Source organism: Nonomuraea sp. B5E05 (genome assembly GCF_039880665.1).
GTDB lineage: Bacteria > Actinomycetota > Actinomycetes > Streptosporangiales > Streptosporangiaceae > Nonomuraea.
The window spans coordinates 35,537-55,884 of sequence record NZ_JBDPMJ010000010.1; the positions used below are offsets into that span (position 1 = coordinate 35,537).

The following is a 20,348-nucleotide window of genomic DNA, read 5'->3' on the forward strand; positions in this document are numbered from 1 at the left end:
GGCCCGGCCCCGGCGTGGAGCGACCTGGACCAGAGGGGATCGGAAGGGGTCAGGCTGCGGCCTTGGCGGTGGTCGCCACCGACGCCCGCTCGGTGACGCCGTTGACCGTCACGGCGACCGTCACCTTCCCCTCGCGCAGCGCCGTGAGCGTGCCCTTCTCCGGGTCGAGCACGGCGACGTGCCAGGGTTTGGCCGTCTTGCGGCTGCCGACGTGCAGGTTGGGCGAGCCCGACCACACCACCGAGACGGGGTAGGCGGCGGGCACCGTCGTGTCGTCCTGCCTGACGGCGGCGCTCACCTCGGCGGACGCTCCGACGGCGACGGTGGCCGGGGCGGTCAGCGTGAGCTCGTCCACGTGCGGGCGCACCTGGGTGCCGATCCAGTCGGGCGCGTCGGCGAACCAGTTCCGCTTGACGTGCTCGGCCTCGGCCGGCGTGACCGGGTCGACGCCCCACAGCGACCAGCCGGTGAACCCGCCGTCGTCGGGTGCGGTGGCCGGGTTCTTGCCGGAGTTGCCGTTGATGAAGTACGGCACCGCGTCCACGTGGGCGGCGTGGAACGTCCCCACGTGCGCCCCGATGTGGGCGGCGCCCTTGCCGGTGGTGCGCTGGAAGTCGGCCAGCCAGCCCTCCACGAGCGCCGCCTCCTTCCGGTCGCCGAGCTGGCTGCCCTTGCCCGGTGTGGGGTCGCGCGGCGGGACGTGGAACAGGACGGTGACCGACCCGATCGAGGTGTCCTTGGCCGCCTTGTCCAGCTCGGACCTGAGCATGGCCACCTGCTCGAAGCCGCCGCCCCGCAGGCTCAGGCGGGAGGTGTCCAGGGTGATGAAGCGGGTGCCCTTGTGGTCGAAGGTCCGGTACGTGTCGCCGAAGGCGGCCTTGAAGGTGTCGATCGCGCCACCCATGACCTCATGGTTACCGGGGATGTAGTGATATTTCAGCTCTCCGCCCAGTTCCTCGTCGAGGATCCGTCTGGCCAGCGCGAAGTCCTCGGGCGACGCCTCGTCCACCAGGTCCCCGTTGATGACCAGGAAGTCGGGCTTGGCCGCCTTGATCTCGCGCAGCGTGCGGCGGGCGTTCTTGACGAGGTCGCTGTCCGGCTCCCTGGCCACGAACTGCGCGTCCGACATGACCGCGAACCGCCACGGCATCGTCGCCACCTCGTCCCTGACCACCGGGTCGGCGACCTTGGGCGCGGGCGGCGCGTCGACCGGCGGCGGCACCTTGGCGACCAGGCCGTCGATCATGATCTCGTTGGTGTACCGCACGTCGGCCTTGGTCTCGGCCACGTAGAAGCGCCGCAGCCGCAGCGGGTGGTTGACGCCGGGCGGCACGGCGAACTCGACGTACTTCCAGCCGGTCCACGTCATGTACGGCCCGCGCAGGATCTGCGACTGCCCGAGCGCGTCGTAGAACTCCAGGCTCGGCCACTCCCCCTTGCCGGTGGAGTGGATCCAGAGCCCGAACGCCTGCGGCTGCCCCTCCACCACGATCTCCTTCGGCGGGCTGGCGTACGCGGCCCGGGTGGCGGTCGAGGTGCTGAAGTCGTACGACAGCTTGAGGCCGCCGCCGTCGTGACCGGGTGCGGCCGACAGCGAGCCGGTGGCGCGGGCGGCGGCGAACTTCCAGGTGGCCGCGTCCTCGAAGTCGGCGACCGGTTTCTCCTCGAACCCCACGGTGACGGGCACGGCGGTGGTGAGCTTGCCGACCTTGGCGGTGATCAGCCCCGCTCCCGAGGCCTGCTTGGCCTTGACGGTGAAGGAGCCGTGGTCGGCGGCGGTCACCTCGAAGAGGTTCCTGTCGTAGTCGAGCTTGAGGTCGGCGGGCTCGATGGGCGCGGAGTTGCCGTTGCGGTCGTAGCCGACCACGCCGAACGTGGCCGCGCCGTCCGCGCCGGCGATGGCGAGCCGGTCGGCGGTGGCGCCGAGCCGCTGGAGCGGCTGCAGGACGGTCAGCTCGATGTCGCCCTTGGCGCGGCCGCGGGAGGCGGTGACGGTGGTCTGGCCGGGCACCAGGGCGTGGAACCTGCCGTCGCGGACGACGCCGTGGACGGCGGGCTTCGCTCGCCATGAGGGCTCGCCCTCGGCGGGGCCGTACGTCTCGTCGTACCCGGCGGCGGTCAGGCGCCTCGTGAGGCCGGGGAAGACCCGGTCGGGGCGGCCACCGGCGACGGGCGCGACGCCGGGCGCCCTGGACGGGTCGCTCGCGGTCTCCAGCCAGAAGCCCTTCAGCTTGCCGCTGCCTTCGGGCGCGTAGAGCGCCAGGCCGTTGGGGACGTGCCGCTCGCCGCCGTCGGAAGGGCTGTTCTCCACCTGGACGTCGGCGGAGCCGGGCTCGCGCGCGAGCATGGTGGAGGAGCCGCCGCCGTCGAGGTTGAGCGCGTTGGCCGCGCCCAGCTCGACCATCATGGCCGCGAGTTCGTTGAGCGTGACGCCGCGGCTGTCGGCCTGGCGGCCGTCCACGGTCAGCAGGTACATCTTCCTGCCGTCGGCCGAGAACCCGACCGCGGTGCGCGGGTGGGCGCTGGTGTCGGTGGAGTTCTGTACGGCGCCGTCCTTGACCAGCACCCGGTTGCCGCCGACGGCCGCCTTGACCGTGCTGCCGTCCGACGCCTTGGGCTGGTACTTCACGTCGATCCGGTCGCCCTGCTTCAGCGCGGACAGCGCCTCGGCGCCGGCGTCGCGGCCGAGCAGGATCGAGGTGCCCGCCGGGATCGGGCCGGTGCCCGCGGAGGTGCGCACCTCGGTGACCACGCCGTCCTTCATGACGACCTCGGCGACGGACGTGGCGCCCTCGACGGCGCGGGCCCGGTTGTAGGAGCCCCACAGCGGCGTGAAGAGCCCCACGCCGCCGTCCTGCACGATCTGGTTGAACTGGGTGAGCGTGATCGGGGAGCCGCCGCCGGGCGTGGCGGTGCCCTCGAAGTACATCTTGAGCACGCGTCCGACGCCGTCGCCGGTGATCGCGACCGCGTTCTCGTGCCCGGCGACGGGCGACTGGACGAGCGTGCCGTCCTGGACGCCGATGCCCTGGGCGGCGCCGGAGTTGTTGATGTCGAAGAAGTCGCCGTTGACGGCGGCGACGGCGTGGGAGCGCCTGGCGGGCCCGGACAGCGGCTCGGTCTTGGACACCTCGCCGGAGAACACGTAGTCCGCCTTCGCTCCGCCGAGGTCCGCGGTGATCGCGTCGGCGCGCAGCCAGCCGAGCGGGTCGTAGGTGTCGAACGAGGTCAGCGAGATGCCCGGCGCGACCGGCCGGGTCCTCTTGGCCGTCTCCAGCCGCTGCCGCCCTTCGGCGGCCCGGGTGATCAGCGTGGACGGCGGCGGGTAGGACGACGCCTGGGGAGCGTCCTCTGCGGGGGGTGCGGCATCGGCCTGCGCGGGCACGCTCAGGGCCACGGGGGCTAACACGAGCGCGGCGGCGGCCAGCAATCTGAGGGTCTGCACGACCGAACTCAATCGTTCATGGATATAACTTTCAAGGCTTACGCATGAACTAAAAGAAAATTTCAGATCTTGTACGCCTCGCGCGGGGCCCACCACGATGGAACGTGTGGATCGAGAGGCCTTCTACCGCGACCCGTACCCCGTCTACGCCCGCGCCCGCGCCTCCCCGGGGCTGACCTTCGCCGACGAGCTGGACGCCTGGCTCGTGGCCCGGCACGCGGACGTGCGCGAGGTGCTGGGCCGGCCGGCCGACTTCTCCTCCCAGGGCGCCTTCCGCGGCGACGTGACGCCGAGCCCGCGCGCGTTCGCCGAGCTGGCCGGCGCGCCCGGCAACGCCCCCGTGGTGCTCAGCACCGACGGCGAGGCCCACCAGCGTTACCGCAGGCCGCTCACCCGCGGCCTGTCGGCCGCCCGGGTGGCCGCCGCACGCCCGTTCATCCAGGCCACGGCGGCCGAGCTGGTCGCGTCGTTCGCGGCCGCGGGCCGGGTGGAGTGGATGGCCGGTTACGCCAGACCGCTGCCCGCCACCGTCATCGGCCACCTGCTCGGCCTCGACCCGGCCGACGTGCCCGCCGCCGTCCGGGCGGGCGACCGCGCCGAGGACCTGATCTTCACGCCCATGCCGGAGGACGAGCAGATCGCCGCCGCCCGGGAGGTGGCCGCGCTGCGGCACCTCCTGGTCGCGCACGCCGCCCGTTCGCGCGGCCAGGAGAGCCTGACCGGCGAGCTGGTCCGCGGCCTGGCCCCCGGCCCCGGCGACCCGACCGACCGGCAACGCGACGAGATCGTCTCCAACACCCAGAACCTCATGCTGGCCGGCCACCTGACCACCACCGCGCTGCTCGGCACCGCCGTGCACCGCCTGCTGCGCGACCGCCGCCAGTGGGAGCTGCTGTGCCGGCGGCCCGAGCTGATCCCGGCGGCGATCGAGGAGGCCGCCAGGTTCGAGGCGCCCGTGCAGGGCTTCCGCCGCCGGGTCACCAGGCCGCTCACGCTGAGCGGCACGGAGCTGGCCGAGGGCGACACGGTGTTCGTGTCGTTCGCCTCGGCGGGCCGGGACGAAGCCGTGTACGCGGATCAGGACGTGTTCGACATCGCGCGGGAGCCGGCGCGTCACCTGTCGTTCGGGCACGGCGTGCACGGCTGCCCCGGCGCGCTCCTGGCTCGCGAGCAACTGCGCATCACGCTGGAGCTGCTCGTGCGCGAGCTCCCCGGGCTGCGCCTGGCCGAAACCGAGGTCACCATGGCGGCCACCCTGATCCACCGCGCCCCCGAGAAGCTCGTCCTGTCCTGGTGATCCGCGCCCCTCATAGGGCCCCTACAGGGCCGTACGCTCGGGCGGCAGGCTCGGAGCGACCAACCGGGCCAGCTCCTCCTGGTAGGGCGGGTCGAGCCAGTAGTCCGAGTGCCAGCGCGCCTCGGGCAGCGGCTCGCCGGGCGCCGGCCGGAGCGGATCCCAGCAGAACCGGTCCACCGTGTTCCCGCGATCGGGTTCGGCGGCGAGGGGGTCGACGCGGCGGAACGCGGGGCCGCCGATGGGATCGCTCAGCCGGTACAGGTTGCGCCAGGCGGCCGCGTCACGCAGGACCGGCAGGCCACGGCCGGCGAAGTACGCGGGGAAGAACGGGGCGTACAGGCGGCGCAGCGGCGACCCGTGGGTGAGCAGCCTGACCCGCCGCCGCATGTCAGGGTCGAGCTGCAGGACCAGGGCGGCCGCGATGACGCTGCCCTGGCTGTGCCCGGACAGGACGACGGTGTCCCGCTCGGTCGCGGCCAGCCTGCCGAGGCGGGCCATCAGCTCGGGGATGACGCGCTCGGTGTAGCAGGGCGGGGCCAGCGGGTGGATGGCCCTGGGCCAGAAGGTGGACACGTCCCAGACGATCCCGACGGTCCTGCGCAGCCGCGAGCTGCCGTACGTGCGGCGGCCGAGCAGCACCAGGCCGACGACGGCGGCCGCCGTGGCCCAGCTCCCGACCGAGGCGAGCAGCCCCGCGATTCCCGCCTTCGGCGTGAACAGCTGCAGCTGGTAGATCACGGTCACCACGGCGAACCCGGCCACCCCGATGCCGGTGAGCAGGCCCAGCACCAGCCCGGCCCGGTCGGTGAGCGCGGCCAGCGCCCACTTCCGCGCGACCGTGGCGCCGCCGCGCTCCCCGTAGTGCTCCTCCAGCTCGGGCGCCAGCCTGCCCGCCTCGGCGCGGCGGACCAGCCAGAGGGCGATCGCCACCCCGGCCAGCGCCGCCCCCAGCAGCGGCACCAGGGCGGCCGTCCACCAGACCGGGTCGTCGATGAAGAGCCTCCTGCCGGGCGGCCCCGGGTCGGCCAGGCTGCCGGGGACGCCGAAGAACGTGGCGGTCCAGAACAGCGCGCCGAGCGCCAGCACGTGTGCGCAGCCCGCGGCCACCATCAGCATGAACCACGCGGCGAGCCCGCCCATCGCCGGCCGGTCGAGCGGGTCCGGGCCGCCGCCTGGCCGGTCCATGCGGGCCAGCACCCAGGTGGCGGCCAGGATGAACGCACCGAGCCCCAGCATGAGCGCGAACTGGACCGGCCCCGCGCCCACGCCGGGCAGCACGAGCCCCTCCACGCCCGGCGGCAGACCGGCCAGCGCCGCCCAGAACGTGGCCAGGAACACCAGCGGCGCGGCCACCCGCAGCGCGTGGCACGCGACCTTGAGCCAGGTGGGCTCGCGCCCGCCGGAGTGCGGGTCCAGCCGCCGGCCGGTCCACGGCAGCACGACCAGCACGGCGGCGGCGAGCTCGACGCCCGCGTTCGCCGACGTGAGCGCCAGCCCCAGCGGGGTGGCGGCGAAGGGCGCGGCGACGGCCATCCCGATCGAGGCGATCGCGAAGGCGACGTGCACGATGCGCAACCGCCACACCGGCGCGCCGCCGTGCCACAGCCGCGCCCGCGCCAGCAGCAGCCGCTCACCGGCAGGCCCGTCCTCAGTGCCCTCGGTGGCACCACCGGGAACGCCGTCAGAACCGCCGCCGTCATCGTGGCCGGGACCGCTGCCGGGACCGCTGCCGGGACCGCTGCCGGGACCGCTGCCGGGACCGCTGCCGGGACCGCTGCCGGGACCGCTGCCGGAAGCACCGGCGGGGACGACCTTGCTCTCGTCGCGGCGCCAGGTGCGGCGGGCGGTCCACCACAGCAGAACGACCACCAGCAGCGGCGCCAGCGCGGTGACGGCCAGGCGTTTGGACGGCTCGTGCCCCCACATCTCGCCCATCCACCGCAACCAGACGGGCGCGAGCACATCGGTGCAGGCCCGTCCCGCGGCCGTGCACTGCCAGCCGACGAGGTCCACGCAGGCCCTGGTCACGGCGCCGACGAGGGTGCCGGTGAGGAGCAGGGCGAACAGCCGCTGCGCCGCCTCCGTCACGTGCCGCAGCCGGTCGCCGCCCCGCGGCCTGGGCAGCATGAAGTAGGACAGGTTCGCCAGCGAGAACGGCAGCAGGAGCAACCACAGCGCGATCGTCCGCCCGCCGGAGGTGAGTCCGCCCCACGCGTACGCCTCCCGCCGGCGGACGCCCGGCACGTCGGCCCGGTCGCCCACCGGCTGCCCCGCCGTCCACCAGCGCCGGTAGAACCCGGTGGTGCCGTCGCCCGCGACCAGCCGGGGATGGGGGTGGTTGAGCATGCCCGCCGGCGGCGTGCCGGAGACACCGTGGACGCGCAGCTCCGTCACCCCGCCGCAGGTCTCGTCGAGGAATCCGTCCATGTGGACAAGGATCCTGCGACTATCCCGTCACGTACAGTTATCGGTAGAATACTTTACGCTTTGGTCGCGCCGGCGGTGAGCCCGGTGACAAGGTGGCGCTGCACGAGAAGGAAGACCACGCCCGCGGGGATGGCGATGAGCACGGCGGAGGCGGTCATCAGCCCCCAGTCCGACCAGTGCTGGCCGACGAACTGCTGCAGGCCCACCCCCAGCGTGCGTTTGTCCTCCTGCGACATGAACACCGTGGCGTAGCCGACCTCGCCCCAGGCGGTCATGAAGCAGTAGAACGCGGTCACCGCGATGCCCGGACGGGCCAGCGGCAGCACGACCCGCCAGAACGTGCCGAACGGCGTCAGCCCGTCCACCATCGCGGCCTGGTCGATCTCCACCGGCACGGTGTCGAAGTAGCTCTTCATCATCCAGGCGCAGAACGGCACCGCGATCGTCATGTAGGCGATCACCAGGCCGGGGATCTGGTTGAGCAGGCCGAGCCCGGCCATCAGGTTGTACAGGGGGACGATGAGGATGGCCACCGGGAACATCTGGGTGATCAGCAGCAGCCACATGACCGAGCGGTGCCCGGGGAAGCGGAAGCGGCTGACGGCGTAGCCGGTGGTAGCGGCGAGGAACACGCCGAGCACCATGGTCAGCCCAGCCGTCAGCACGCTGTTGAGCAGCCACTGCGGGAACGCGGTGTCGGTCAGCACGCGGGCGTAGTTGTCCAGCGAGGAGTCGTCGAACAGCCGGAGCTCGGCCGACAGCCAGCTGTCGCGCGGCTTGAGCGAGGTGAGCACCAGCCACACCACCGGGAACAGCGAGATCGCCACGGCGATGAGCAGGCCGGCGTGCAGGCCGATGGAGGCCAGCGGTCCCCGCTCGCCGCGGGGCCGGGTCGCGCGGGTCACCAGGGGCCTCCTTGACTGCGCAGGGTGCGGCGGTAGCCGATGGCCAGCACGACCAGCATGGCGAGGATGATCACGCCCCACGCGGCCGAGCCGGAGTAGTTGCGGATGCCGGTGAAGGCCTCGCGGAAGGCGTAGGTGACCAGGATCTCGGTCTCGCTGCCCGGCCCGCCCCGCGTGACCAGGAAGATGATCGGGAACATGTTGAACGTCCAGATCGTGCCGAGCAGGACCACGGTGGTGGAGACCTGCCGCAGCCCGGGCAGCGTGATCGCCCTGAAGCGCTGCCACGGGGAGGCGCCGTCGACCTCGGCCGCTTCGTACAGCTCGGCCGGGATCGACTGCAGGCCGCCGAGCATGGCGACCATCATGAACGGCACCCCGATCCACACGTTGACCGCGATCACCGCGATCTTGGCGGTGACCGGGTCGTCCAGCCATCCCACGCCGGACAGCCCGGCGACCTTGAGGAAGCCGTTGATCACGCCGTAGTCGCTGTTGTAGAGGTAGCGCCAGATGAACGCGGCCACGAACGCCGGCACCGCCCACGGCAGGATCAGCAGCACCCGGTAGACCGACCGCAGGCGCAGCTTGCGGTTGAGCATCACGGCCAGGCCGAGCCCGACGCCGTAGTGGAGGCCGACGCACACCACCGTCCACGTCACGGTCCAGAGCACCTTGTCCCAGAACAGGCTGCTGGTCAGGATCTGGAGGTAGTTGTCCAGGCCGACGAACTCGTACGTGGACGGGATCACGTTGACCCCGATGGTGCGGCCCATGTTGGCCTCGGTCGCGTCGGTCAGCGACAGGTAGACGCCCCTGGCCAGCGGCCAGCCGATCAGCACCAGCATCACGACCACCACCGGCGCGATCATCACCCAGGCGTACCAGTGGGCCGACAGGGCGCGTCTCAGCCGTCCGGGGCTGTCACTGCGGTGGCTCCGGCCGCGGGCGGACTCGCCCGCGGCCGGAGCCCGTCCGGTCGAGACTGCCACGGGTCAGCTCCAGTCCTTCATGATCCCGTGGTACTGCTCGTCGACCTTCTTGAGCATGTCGGCGGGCGTGGCCTGGCCGCCCACGAGCGACTGGTAGCCCTCCAGCAGCGGCTGGAACAGCTGCCCGCCCTCGGGGATCCACGGGCGCGGCACGGCGGTGTCCATGATCGGCTTGAACACCGCGACGTCCGGGTTGCCCTGCACGTCGGGGTCGGCGTAGGCGGAGGTGCGGGTGGGCAGCAGGCTGATCTCCTTGGCGATCTTCGCCTGCGCCTTGGCCGTGGTCATGAACCGTACGAACTCGTACGCGGCCGGGATGTTCTTCGACCCGGCGTAGATCGCGAGGTTCCAGCCTCCCGTCGGAGCCCCTGCCTTGACCGAGCCGGCCGGGACGGGGGCGATGCCGAGGTTGGACTTGTCCTTGAACTCCTTGCCCTGGTAGATCTCCGACAGCGCCCACGGACCGTTGTAGATCATCGCCGCCTTGCCCTCCTTGAGAGCCGTCATGGCGTTGGCGTAGCTGTCGGTCGTGGCCGGCTTGGGCGCGGCGCCGGAGTTGATCAGGTCGGCCACCGTCTCGATGGCCTTCACGTTGGCCGGCGAGTTGACCACGATCTTCTTGCTCTGCACGTCGAGCAGGTCGCCGCCCTCGCCGTACATGAACGGCAGCAGGAAGTAGGAGTCGACGTTGAGGGCCAGGCCGTCGGCGTCGGTCTTGTCCTTGACGTCGAGCGCGGCCTGCTTCAGCTCGGCGACCGTCTTGGGCGGCTCCTCGTGGCCGGCCCCCTTCAGTAGCCGCTTGTTGTAGATCAACGCCAGCGTGTCGGTGACCTGCGGCACCGCGTACGTCTTGCCGGTGTACTTGGTGCTGCTCAGCGGCCCGGGCAGGAAGTCGGACTCGTCCTCCACCGCACGGGTGCCGTCAAGGGGCTGCAGATAGCCCAGCGAGGCGAACTGCGGTGTCCACGCCACCTCGGAGCGGATCACGTCGGGCGCGCCGGTGCCGGCCTGCGCGGCCGTCTGGAACTGGTTCTGGGCCTGGTCGGACGGCACGTTCACATATTTGACCTTGATGCCGGGGTATTGCGCCTCGAACTCCTTGATCAACGCCTGGAACGTCGGGCCCTCGCTGTCGGGCCTGGTCGTGTCCCACCAGGTCAGCTCGCCGGTGATCTTCGACGGGTCGGTGACCGAGGCGGTGGGAGCGGCGGCCTCACCACCCCCGCCGCCGCAGGCGGTGGCCGTCAGGGTGAGCGCCGCCACGGCAGAGGCCGCTAAGAGTCGTCGCATGTCCTTGTCCTCACAGCTGTCTGAATCAGAGGTCGGGGTACGCCGGAGGTTACGCCGAGGCGGCGTTCTCGGATAGATGGGGACGCAAGATTTCTGCAAGTTGTTACATTGATCCGCACGCGCGGCCTTCGGCCGGCCGCTGGCCGCAGTTGTAGGCGTTTCCGCAGGTGCAGGCTGATCCGTTTCCCCACGACGGACGGCCGGAAGGCGTGGCGCCGCCGCCGGGCGAGCCGGGAACCGGGCGTTGCGTTGCAGAAATTTCCAGAAATGATTGCAAGCAACGACGGCAGCCATGTCGCTCGGGCGTTCTGCCCAAGCCGGGACATGAATGGTAATATCACGATCACACAGCGTGAACATCGGGAGTGGGGATGCGGGGTTCCGCGTGATCCGCCGTCGGCCGGCTGGCACCGGCGCCGAAGGCGACCGGCCACCGCGGCCACAGCGGCCACCGCGCGCGGACGTCGACCTGACGAGGGCGAGAGCCTGCTGGATCGACCGCGACACGGTGGCCTGGCGCGTCGAGCCGTCGCTGCGGCACGCGCTCGCCTTCAGCGCCCGCGGCGACATCGCCCTCGACGAGGGCGAGCTGACCGGCGACCCGCGGCTCATCCGGCTCGCACCCGGCACGATGAGCGAGGATCAGCAACGCCGCTGGCCTCACCTGGCCTCCTTCACCGCGCTCAAGGTGGACCCTCGCGACGCCGGCCTGGTGAAGGACGCTCTGCGCGGCCAGATCGTGGCCGTGGAGCGCGACGCCGCGGGCGAGCTGGTGGCGGCGACCGGCGTGCAGCTGCCCGGCGTGCTCGACGACGTCTACGCCGAGGCCGCCACCGCAAGGCTGGGCCCGGCGGGGCGGGTGATCCCGTCGTTGTCGTTGTGGGCGCCGACCGCCCGCACGGTCGAGCTGGCGCTCCACACGCCCGGCACCGGCCGGCGCCGCGTGCACCGTATGCGGCGCGACGACCGGACCGGCGTCTGGTCGGTGCGCGGGCTGCCGACGTGGCTGGGCCGCGAGTACACGTTCCTCGTCACGGTCTACTCCCCCAGGGAGGGCAGGATCGTGACGAACGAGGTCACCGACCCGTACGGCCTGGCCGTCACCCCCGACGGCGGGCGCAGCAGGCTTGTCCGCCTGGAAAGCGCCGCGCACAAACCGCGCGGCTGGGATCGGCTGGTCAAGCCCGCGGCCGTGCCGCAGCACCGGGCGTCGATCTACGAGCTGCACGTACGCGACTTCTCCGCCTCCGACACCACGGTCCCGGCCGCGCTGCGCGGCACGTACGCGGCCTTCGGCGGCGACGGCGCCGGGATGCGGGAGCTGCGGGCGCTGGCCGGGGACGGGCTGACCCACGTGCACCTGCTGCCGGTCTTCGACTTCGCCACCGTGCCCGAGCGGGCGGCCGACCGCACCGAGCCCGGCTGCGACCTGGGCGCGTTCCCGCCGGCGTCCGAGCGGCAGCAGGAGTGCGTGGCGAGGACCGCGGCGAACGACTCCTTCAACTGGGGGTACGACCCGCTGCACTACACGGTGCCCGAGGGCTCGTACGCGACGGACCCCGACGAGCGCACGAGAGAGTTCCGCGGCATGGTCGCCGGGCTCAACCGGGCCGGGCTGCGCGTGGTGATGGACGTCGTCTACAACCACACCCACTGCACCGGGGTGCTCGACCCGATCGTGCCCGGCTACTACCACCGGCTGCTCGACGACGGCACGGTGGCCACCTCCACGTGCTGCCCCGGCACCGCGCCCGAGCACACCATGATGGGCAGGCTGGTCGTCGACTCGGTCGTCACGTGGGCGACCCAGTACAAGGTCGACGGTTTCCGCTTCGACCTGATGGGCCACCACCCGAAGGCCGGCATGCTCGCCGTCCGCGCGGCCCTCGACCGGCTGACCCCCGGGAAGGACGGCGTCGACGGAAAATCGATCATCCTGTACGGCGAGGGCTGGAACTTCGGCGAGGTGGCCTACGACGCCAGGTTCGAGCAGGCCACGCAGGCGAACCTGGCCGGCACCGGCATCGGCACGTTCACCGACCGGCTGCGCGACGCGGTGCGCGGCGGCGGCCCGTTCGACGCCGACCCGCGCGTGCAGGGCTTCGGCTCCGGCCTCGCGGGCGCGCCCAACGGCGCACCGGCCAACGGCGCCGAGGAGGAGCAGCGGGCCAGGCTGGCCGCCTGCGCGGAGCTGGTCAAGGTGGGGCTGACCGGCAGCCTGCGCGACTACGTCCTGCCCTCGGGCAGGAAGGGCTCCGAGGTCGGCTACAACGGCTCGCCCGCCGGTTACACCGCAGCGCCGGGCGAGGCGGTGGCGTACGTCGACGCGCACGACAACGAGACGCTCTTCGACGCGCTGGCGTACAAGCTGCCGCAGCGGACGCCGATGGCCGACCGGGTGCGCATGCAGGTGCTCTCGCTGGCCACCGTGGTGCTGGCGCAGGGGACGGCGTTCGTGCACGCGGGCAGCGAGCGGCTGCGGTCGAAGTCGCTGGACCGCAACTCCTACGACTCGGGCGACTGGTTCAACCGGCTGTTGTGGGACTGTTCTGCGGGCAACGGCTTCGGCGCCGGCCTGCCGCCCAGGGCCGCCAACGAGGCCGCGTGGCCGTACGCGAAACGCCTGCTCGAAGACCCGGCGCTGCGCCCTGACTGCGCGGCCGTCAACGCGTGCCGGGCCGGGTTCGGCGAGCTGCTGCGGATCAGGGCGTCGTCACCGGCGTTCGCCCTGGGCTCGGCGGCCGAGGTGCGGCGGCGGCTGACGTTCCCCGCCTCGGCGGAGGGCGTGATCGCCATGCACATCGACACGGCGGGCCTCGACCCGCGCTGGACGTCCGTCACCGTCGTGTTCAACGCGACGCCGTACGCGCACGCGCAGGCGATGCCCGGCCTGGCGGGACAGGCCGTGTCGCTCCATCCCGTGCAGGAGTGCTCCGGCGACGCGGTGGTGCGGAGCTCGGCCTTCGACCCGGCCACCGCCACGCTGTCGGTCCCGGCCCGCACCGTCGCGGTCTTCGTCACGGCCCGGTGAACGCAGCCGGTAGACGACGGGTGTGCTGGGTAGGGGAAACCAGCCGGTCGAAAACCCATGGCTTTCAGCCGCACGACAACGCAGACTGGATAGACGGCGATCGCGTGGAGCAGTGGAGCACCCGTGGACAATCACCTTGATCACATGCCGGTTCTGTCCCGAGGCAGACATCGCAACCCGAAACGCGGTGCCTGTTTCATGGAGCTGGCCTCCTATCTGGCCGGAGAGCGCTGGAGCGACCATCCGGCCTGCACACACCCGTTGCTGGCCGCGCTCGCCCGCCTGGTCAACGACAACACCAGCGACGAGAGCCGGGCCGGGCTCGTCCACCTGGTTCCGTCCATCATCGGCCTGGCCAGCGACGACCTGCGCGTGGACGCGCGGATCGCGCTGCGCTGCGCCACCACGGCGCTGCCTGTGGCGGCGGCCGAGCGCCAGCTCGCGCTGGCGGTGTCGGTGCTGGCGGCCGAGGAGATGCTGGCCAGGCTCGACGGTGCCCCGTCGGGGCGGCTCAGCGAGCCGAGCGTGCGGGTGATGGAGGATGTCCCGCACGCGGCCGAGCAGGCGCGCCGCTTCAGCCGCGCGGCCAGGATCACGCAGAAGGGCTTCCGCCGGTACGCCGCGCCCAACGCGGTGCAACTGTCGGTGGTCGGCATCGTGCAGGCCTGCATCCCCGACCCGGACGCGCTGCTGCGCCGGCTCCTGGAGGAGACCATCGCCGACTGCGCCGCCATGATCCACGGCCGGCAGGCCGACACCTCCGGCACCTCCGACACCTCCGACACCTCCGGCACCTCCGGCACCTCCGGCACCGTCACCACCCCGGCCCACGCCTGAACGGGCGCCGCGACGCGACGCGCACCGCCGGCTACGGCTCGAGCGGGCGCACGCGTTCGCGATAGCGCTCGTACAGCGCGGCGTTGTGATCGTCGCCGCTCGCCAGGTTCGCCGAGACGAACACCGGGAGGTCGGCGCCTCGTTCGAGCAGCTTCCGGCAGACGAGCTCGGCGAGCACCTGCGCTATGAGCACCCCCGTGAAGGAGGAGACCGCGCCGACGCGTGCCCCAGGGCCGAGCTCGACCGTGGCGTCGCCGGCCGGGGCACAGTTGTCGATCACGACGTCCGCGAGATCGGCCAGGCGTGGTCCCCTTTCCTTGCGCGCGGACGACGAGCGGGTGTGTTCGAGCGACGTGAGCGCGATCACGCGATGGCCGTTGCCGCGGGCGAGCTCCGCCATCTCGACGACCGCCGCGTTGATGCCGGAGTTCGACACGATCAGGAACACGTCGGCCGGTTCCGGCCGCGCCAGCGTGTAGATCCGCTCGGCGAGGCCGGGCGTGCGCTCGTACGTCGGATCCAGGATGAGCTCCGGGTCCACGCCCCCGAACATCACCAGGTCCTTGACCGCGAGCATGCTCACGGCCGCCAGGCCGCCGGCCCGACCGGTGAGCTCCAGCGCGACCGCCCGCGAGTGCCCGGTGGCGAACGCCTGGAGCACCCCGCCGGCGGCGATCGAGTCGGCGACGAGCTCGGCCGCCTGGTGGATGGCGGTCATCTGCGTCGTCAGCACCTGGTCCACGAGTGACCCGGCACGGGCCGCGAACTGTGATCCGGCCATGGAGGCTCCGTTCCTTCCCGATGATGTCTCGACGGCATGGACCGCGGCCGCCACGACGCGCTCGCCGCTGCCCTCCGCGACCGGGCTGACGAGGGTCTCGTACGTGGCCGGAGTGCCGCGGCTGGGCAGGTACCCCAGGTAGCCGTTGGCGTAGCCGAGGACGACGGGTGAACCGTGCGCCGGGAACGCCGCGCGGACGGCCTCGCCGAGGTCGAGGAAGAGCTCGCCCGGCACGGCCACGAGGGTGACGTCGCCGAGCCGGATCGCCTGGACCTCGATCTCGTAGGGTCGGGTGCGCCCCTGGCTCTGGAGATCCCGCGCGATTCGCCGGCCCTGGTGGACCACGCTCCGGTGGCGTTCGCCGGCGCCCCGCGCGTCCGCCGCCGCGTCGATGGCGGCGGCGAACGCCTCGGGCCGCTTGGGCGCGAGCTCGACCCGGACGGAAGCCGGTACGAGGACGGACTCCTCCCCCGGCTCGCCCGCGGGAGGCGCCGCGACAGGCAGCCGCTCGGCCACCAGCATGCCGAGCCGGTCGATCTCCGCCCGGTCCCGCGCCCGCCGCGTGTGCCGCGTGCTGATGTCGCCCGCGGCGCCGGTCGCCACCACGACCCATCGGTCACCGGCCTGGAGGGCACGCCGGATGCCGCCGGCGAGGTCCGCGCCGGCACCGCTGTTGCCCGCCGGGAGCACCGTGGGATGCACGGGAGAGACCACGATGACGCCCACGGTCTCTCCCCCGGGGGACGAGACGACAAGCGCGTCGACCGGCAGGTCGGCGGCGTGCCGGTCCGGGAACGCGCGCCGGCCACCCAGGTTCGGGACCTCCGCCCGTACCGTGTGGAGCCGGGCGTCCCGCTCGTCCGCGAGCGCGGCCCTGACGGCCTGGAGCGACGCGCGGACCAGGCGGTCGGCCAGCGAGGCAGGGGTCGGCGCGCCCCCGGGGACGCATCCGGCCTCCGGGCTCGCGTGGGTGTGCGTCGCCGCCACCCAGCAGGAGCCGACGCCCAGGTCACGGACGGCGACCCGGATCCGCTCCACCACATCGGTGTTCACGCACACGAGGTCGGCGACGATCAGGGCGAATCGGTGCCCGCCGCCGGTGAAGGTGACGGCGTGGACCTCCAGCGGGTCGAGGGTGCCGGTGATGCCCTCCGTCCGGTCGGCGTACCCGCCCATGGCCTCGCCCACGACGACGTCGAGTCGCTCGGCGCCATGCCCGGCTCTCACGCCTGGCCTCCCGGCTGGGTGGCGAGCCGCCGCAGCAGGCCTCGATACGGTTCTTGCGAACGGAGCAAGGTCAATCCACCTTCCAGAGATGTGGCGAGCGGCGCGGCCAGGTCCAGCCCGCGGCCGGACAGACTCGCGACCAGAGCAGTGTGCAGGAGGTTGCCGGGAGCCAGGAGGCGCCCGTTGTAGGAGACCCGCCGGCCCGCGTCCGGCAGGCGCGACACCGCCGCCGCCGCGGCGGCGGCGAGATCCTCGGCCGCCTCGACACAGATGCCGCGGGCCACCGCGTCGTGTTCCGCGGCCTCCAGGACGGCAAGCGCGAAGGCGGCGGTCCGCGCGACCAGCGCGGCGTCCCGGTAGAAGCGCTGCAGGCCGGCCAGATCCGTGCCGCCCAGTTCCTCGACGAGCCGGTCGGCCAGCTCGGTCGCCGGCCCCACGCCGTCGTGCGCCGCCGTGGCGGCGCGCAGCCCGGCCAGGCCGATGGCGTGGGCGCTGCCGCGGTCTCCCAGCAGCGGCCCCCAGCCGTCGATCCTGGTGCTGTGCCCGGAGTCGCCGACCGCGAGAACCGTGGTCCCGGTGCCCACGCACAACACCGTGCCCGCGCCCTCCAGGGCCCCGGCGTGGGCTAGCAGGCTGTCCTCCACGACGAGGGCCGGGCCTCCGAAGAACTCCTCGAGGAGGCAGACCAGCCGGCGCCTTGCCGCCGGGTCGCCGGGGACCCCGGTGAGGCCGGCGGCCACGCCTGCCGCCCTCGCCGGCAGCCGGACCGCCTCGGCGGCGGCCCGGACGCTGCCGAGGATGCGGGCGACGCCGTCCTCGCCCGGCTCGTACGACATACCTGGCCCGACGCCGTACTGCCGGTTCCGGCCGGTGCTCACGAGCAGGCGAAGCTCCGACTTGCCGCCGTCGATGCTGATGTGGGCCTGGTGATCCGCCGTCAACGGGACATCCCTGCCGTCAGCCCGGCGATGATCTGCTTGGTCGCGAGCGCGAACACCAGGGCCAGCGGCACGAGGGCGATCACCAGCCCGGCGAAGAGCGTCGCCCGGTCGGTGGCGAACTCGCCGAAGAAGCGGGTCAGGCCGACGGGCACGGTGTACTTGGCGTCGCTGCGCAACAGGACGAGCGGGTAGAAGAAGTCGTTCCACGTGGGCGCGAACTGGAAGACGGTGACCACGGCCAGGGCCGGTCGCATGAGCGGCAGGGCGATCGACACGAAGAGCCGTCCCTCGTTCGCGCCGTCCAGGCGAGCGGCCTCTTCGAGTCCGGTGGGCAGCCCTCGCATGAAACCCATGATCACGAAGATCGAGAAGGGCACGCCGCTCGCGGCGTACAGCAGCATCAGGCCGGGCCGTGTGTCGATCAGCCCCATGGACAGGTACATGTAGAAGACCGGCAGCAGCCCGAGTTTGGCCGGGATCATCAGCCCTGACAGGAAGAAGGCGGCCAGGAGCGCGCGCCCGCGAAACCGCCAGCGCGACAGGGCGTAGGCGGCCGTGGCCGACACCGCTACGCACAGCGTGACGGCGCCGACGGTGACCAGGAGCGAGTTGGCGAAGTACGTGGAGATCGACGCGGTCTCCCAGGCTCGCAGGTAGTTGTCGAGGGTGAGCGACTCCGGCAGCCCGACCGGCTGCCGCAGGATGTCGGCGTTGGTACGGAACGAGCCGATCGCCACCAGGAGGAGCGGGCCGAACGCGACCGCGGCGTAGGACCACAACAGGGCGTGGACGACCAGGACCCGTACGCCCCGGCGTCTCGTGGTCACGGGGTCACCTCCCGGCGCCGCAGGAAGCGCTCCAGGACCGCGGAGGCGCCGAAGACGAGGATGAAGATCATGATGGCGAGCGCGGAGGACTCCCCGATCGCGTTCGTGCCGCCCTCGAAGGCTGTGCGGTAGTAGAGCAGGCCCAGCACGTCCATCGCCCCGCCCGGGCCGCCGTCCGATCCGCCGAGCGCGTACACGAGGTCGAAGAGGTTGAAGCAGCCGATGAAGGTCAGCACGGTGATGACCCCGACCGCGGGCATGAGGAGCGGGAACCGCACGCTCCAGAAGGCCCGGAACGGGGAGGCGCCGTCCATCGCGGCGGCCTCCTCCAGCTCCCGGGGGATGCCGCCCAGCGCGGCGAGAAAGATCAGCATCGGGCCCCCGATCCACTGCCAGGCGTTCACCAGGACCAGGACGGGGAGCGCCGTGTCGGGATCGCCCAGCCACGGCCGGGCCCACGCGTCCAGGCCGGCCACCCGCAGCAGGAAGTTGATCGGCCCGAACGTGGGGCTCAGCAGCAGTGACCAGACGTATCCGACGATCAGCGGGCTGATGAGGTACGGCAGGGAGAAGATCGTCTGAAGGAAGCGCTTGCCGCGGGGGTTGCGGTACAGCAGCACCGCGAGCCCGAGGCCGACGGTGTTCTGGATGGCCATCGTGCCGGCGAAGAACAGCACGTTGTGCCAGAGCGCGGCGGGAATCTCCTGGTTGAGCGGATACCTGGTCAGCACCTCGAGATAGTTGCCGAGCCCGGCGAACTCCCCCTGGCGGATGCCTTCCCACCGGAACAGGCCGTAGTAGAAGGCCGTGACCAGCGGGACGACGACGAACACGCCGTAGAGCACGAGGGCCGGCAGGCAGAACGCCGCGATCCAGGCCGGGGAGGTGCGGCCGGCCCGGTAGCCGGCCCGGTAGCCGGCCCGGTAGCCCGACCGGTGGCGCGCCGGCTCGGGGTGCTCGGCGGTCACTGGGTCGGCTCGAACCACTGGTCCACACCCTGCTGAACGTGCTCGGCGGCGTCCTCGGCGCCGGAGCGCCCGGTGACGAACGTCGAGAACGCCTCCGAGGCCAGGTCCCAGGCGGTCGGCGAGCCGCCGGAGAAGTACGCGTAGGTGACGTATGGGCTGGGGTCGGCCTGGTAGGCGGCCAGCGCCTGGGCGAGCAGCGGGTCCTGGGGCCGCACGCCCGGCACCGCCGAGATCTGCCGGAGCCCGGTGGAGAACGCCTGGCCGAACTCGGGGGAGGCCATCCAGCGCACCAGGTCCATGGCTGCCTTCTGGTGGGGGGACTTGGCCGAGACACCGAACGAGCCGTCGACGTAGCCGGGGACGAGCGTCCGGGTGGCCGCCGCGCCTGGCGGCGGTGGGACGTTGAAGATGCCCAGCTCGAGTTCCGGGTTGGATTTCTCGAAGACCGCCAGCTCCCAGACCCCTCCGGGGAACGTCGCCGCCCGCCCGGAGGTGAACAGCGCTTGGGCGTCGACGTAGCTCACGCCCTCGTACTGCTCGGGCCAGTACTTGCTCGTGCTCTTCCATCTCGCCAGCGAGTCCACCCAGGGCCGGTCGGTGAACTTGGCCTGCCCGGCCAGCATCTTGCTGAGGTAGTCGTGGCCGCCGTAGCTCGTCGCGCCGAAGATCTCCTGCTGGATGGGGAGCATCCACGTGTCGGTCACCGTCGTCGCGAGCGGGACGAGGCCGGCCGCCGCCAGGGTGTCGAAGGCCGCGATCATCTCGTCCCAGGTCTTCGGCGGGGTCAGCCCGTGCTTGCCGAAGAGGGTTTTGTCGTAGATGACGTGCAGGGTCTGGATGGCGAACGGCACGCCGTACACCCGCTTGTCGCGCTCGCCGCGGGCGCCGTCCAGGACCGGCTCGGGGAAGCCGGCCAGCTCCTGGACCTGGCCGTCCAGGGGGACCAGGCTCTTGGCGGCGACGAGCGGCTGGAGCAGCCCGTACGAGCGCAGCTGGGCGACGTCGGGGCCGTTGGCGTCGCTGAGCCCCGTCCGCAGGATCGTGTCGTACTCGTCGGCCTTGTAGGGCACGTACTTCACCTTCACGCCCGGATGGGCGTCTTCGTAGATCTTGAAGATCTTCTCGTAGGCGGCGACGTCCTCCTGGCGCCATCCCCAGACCTCGAGGGTGACCTGTTCGGAGGTCGTGCCGGAGCTCGTCTGCCCATCGGGGGCGCTCGGGGCGCAGGCCGACAGAGTCATGGCCAGCATCCCGGCCGCCGCGATCAAGCCGCGCCGTGTACGAAACATACGCATTTCTCCATATCGGGCACTCATGCGATGGTCTGGAACGTAATACTGGTATAGACCGTAAGTCAACAGGCGCGAGGCCATAGGATGG

At 72.1% G+C, this 20,348-nt stretch carries 13 protein-coding genes; 3 read left to right on the plus strand and 10 right to left on the minus strand.

What is annotated here, in order from left to right:
- Positions 1–49 precede the first annotated feature (49 nt).
- On the minus strand, positions 50–3,445 hold the full coding sequence (locus ABGB01_RS19845) for a phosphodiester glycosidase family protein (protein WP_347775024.1): 3,396 nt from the start codon (positions 3,443–3,445) through the stop codon (positions 50–52).
- A gap of 97 nt (positions 3,446–3,542) precedes the next feature.
- Here ABGB01_RS19845 and ABGB01_RS19850 point away from each other — a divergent pair, with 97 nt between their 5' ends.
- Positions 3,543–4,742 carry a cytochrome P450 gene (locus ABGB01_RS19850; RefSeq protein ID WP_347775025.1) on the plus strand — a complete coding sequence of 400 codons (1,200 nt, stop codon included), beginning with the start codon at positions 3,543–3,545 and terminating at the stop codon, positions 4,740–4,742.
- 21 nt (positions 4,743–4,763) lie between these two features.
- Here the strand turns inward: ABGB01_RS19850 and ABGB01_RS19855 are convergent, their stop codons facing one another.
- From ABGB01_RS19855 to ABGB01_RS19870, 4 genes are read right to left on the minus strand one after another with little or no spacing between them, the layout of a single operon-like run.
- Positions 4,764–7,169 (minus strand): hypothetical protein, encoded by a 2,406-nt coding sequence (locus ABGB01_RS19855; protein ID WP_347775026.1) that lies wholly within the window; start codon positions 7,167–7,169, stop codon positions 4,764–4,766.
- A 53-nt stretch (positions 7,170–7,222) separates the two neighbouring features.
- Positions 7,223–8,074, minus strand: coding sequence for a carbohydrate ABC transporter permease (locus ABGB01_RS19860; RefSeq protein ID WP_347775027.1), 852 nt, complete (start codon positions 8,072–8,074; stop codon positions 7,223–7,225).
- Positions 8,071–9,066: a sugar ABC transporter permease gene (locus ABGB01_RS19865; RefSeq protein WP_347775028.1), complete on the minus strand. Its 996-nt coding sequence runs from the start codon at positions 9,064–9,066 to the stop codon at positions 8,071–8,073. Before ABGB01_RS19865 ends, ABGB01_RS19860 begins: the two co-directional genes overlap by 4 nt.
- Before the next feature lie 3 nt (positions 9,067–9,069).
- Positions 9,070–10,356 (minus strand): extracellular solute-binding protein, encoded by a 1,287-nt coding sequence (locus tag ABGB01_RS19870; RefSeq protein ID WP_347775029.1) that lies wholly within the window; start codon positions 10,354–10,356, stop codon positions 9,070–9,072.
- 352 nt (positions 10,357–10,708) lie between these two features.
- Here ABGB01_RS19870 and pulA point away from each other — a divergent pair, with 352 nt between their 5' ends.
- Together pulA and ABGB01_RS19880 are read left to right on the plus strand one after the other, a co-directional pair.
- Positions 10,709–13,387, plus strand: a complete 2,679-nt coding sequence (pulA, locus tag ABGB01_RS19875; protein WP_347775030.1) for a pullulanase-type alpha-1,6-glucosidase — start codon at positions 10,709–10,711, stop codon at positions 13,385–13,387.
- A gap of 198 nt (positions 13,388–13,585) precedes the next feature.
- Positions 13,586–14,224 carry a hypothetical protein gene (locus tag ABGB01_RS19880; protein ID WP_347775031.1) on the plus strand — a complete coding sequence of 213 codons (639 nt, stop codon included), beginning with the start codon at positions 13,586–13,588 and terminating at the stop codon, positions 14,222–14,224.
- A gap of 31 nt (positions 14,225–14,255) precedes the next feature.
- On the opposite strand, the gene ABGB01_RS19885 is transcribed toward ABGB01_RS19880, so the two are convergent.
- Genes ABGB01_RS19885 through ABGB01_RS19905 form a run of 5 tightly spaced genes read right to left on the minus strand, consistent with a single transcriptional unit; the run spans position 14,256 to position 20,257 of the window.
- Positions 14,256–16,232: a sugar isomerase domain-containing protein gene (locus ABGB01_RS19885; RefSeq protein ID WP_347775032.1), complete on the minus strand. Its 1,977-nt coding sequence runs from the start codon at positions 16,230–16,232 to the stop codon at positions 14,256–14,258.
- The gene (locus ABGB01_RS19890; RefSeq protein WP_347775033.1) at positions 16,229–17,173 is read right to left on the minus strand and encodes a BadF/BadG/BcrA/BcrD ATPase family protein; all 945 of its coding nucleotides are present in this window, start codon (positions 17,171–17,173) and stop codon (positions 16,229–16,231) included. The genes ABGB01_RS19885 and ABGB01_RS19890 overlap by 4 nt, the downstream gene beginning before the upstream one ends.
- Entirely contained in the window at positions 17,170–18,000 is an 831-nt protein-coding gene (locus ABGB01_RS19895; protein WP_347775034.1) for a carbohydrate ABC transporter permease, read from the minus strand. Before ABGB01_RS19895 ends, ABGB01_RS19890 begins: the two co-directional genes overlap by 4 nt.
- A complete protein-coding gene (locus ABGB01_RS19900) occupies positions 17,997–18,986 on the minus strand; it encodes a sugar ABC transporter permease (protein ID WP_347775035.1) in 990 nt (329 codons plus the stop codon). The genes ABGB01_RS19895 and ABGB01_RS19900 overlap by 4 nt, the downstream gene beginning before the upstream one ends.
- Positions 18,965–20,257, minus strand: coding sequence for an extracellular solute-binding protein (locus tag ABGB01_RS19905; protein WP_347775036.1), 1,293 nt, complete (start codon positions 20,255–20,257; stop codon positions 18,965–18,967). Before ABGB01_RS19905 ends, ABGB01_RS19900 begins: the two co-directional genes overlap by 22 nt.
- Positions 20,258–20,348: the final 91 nt, after the last annotated feature.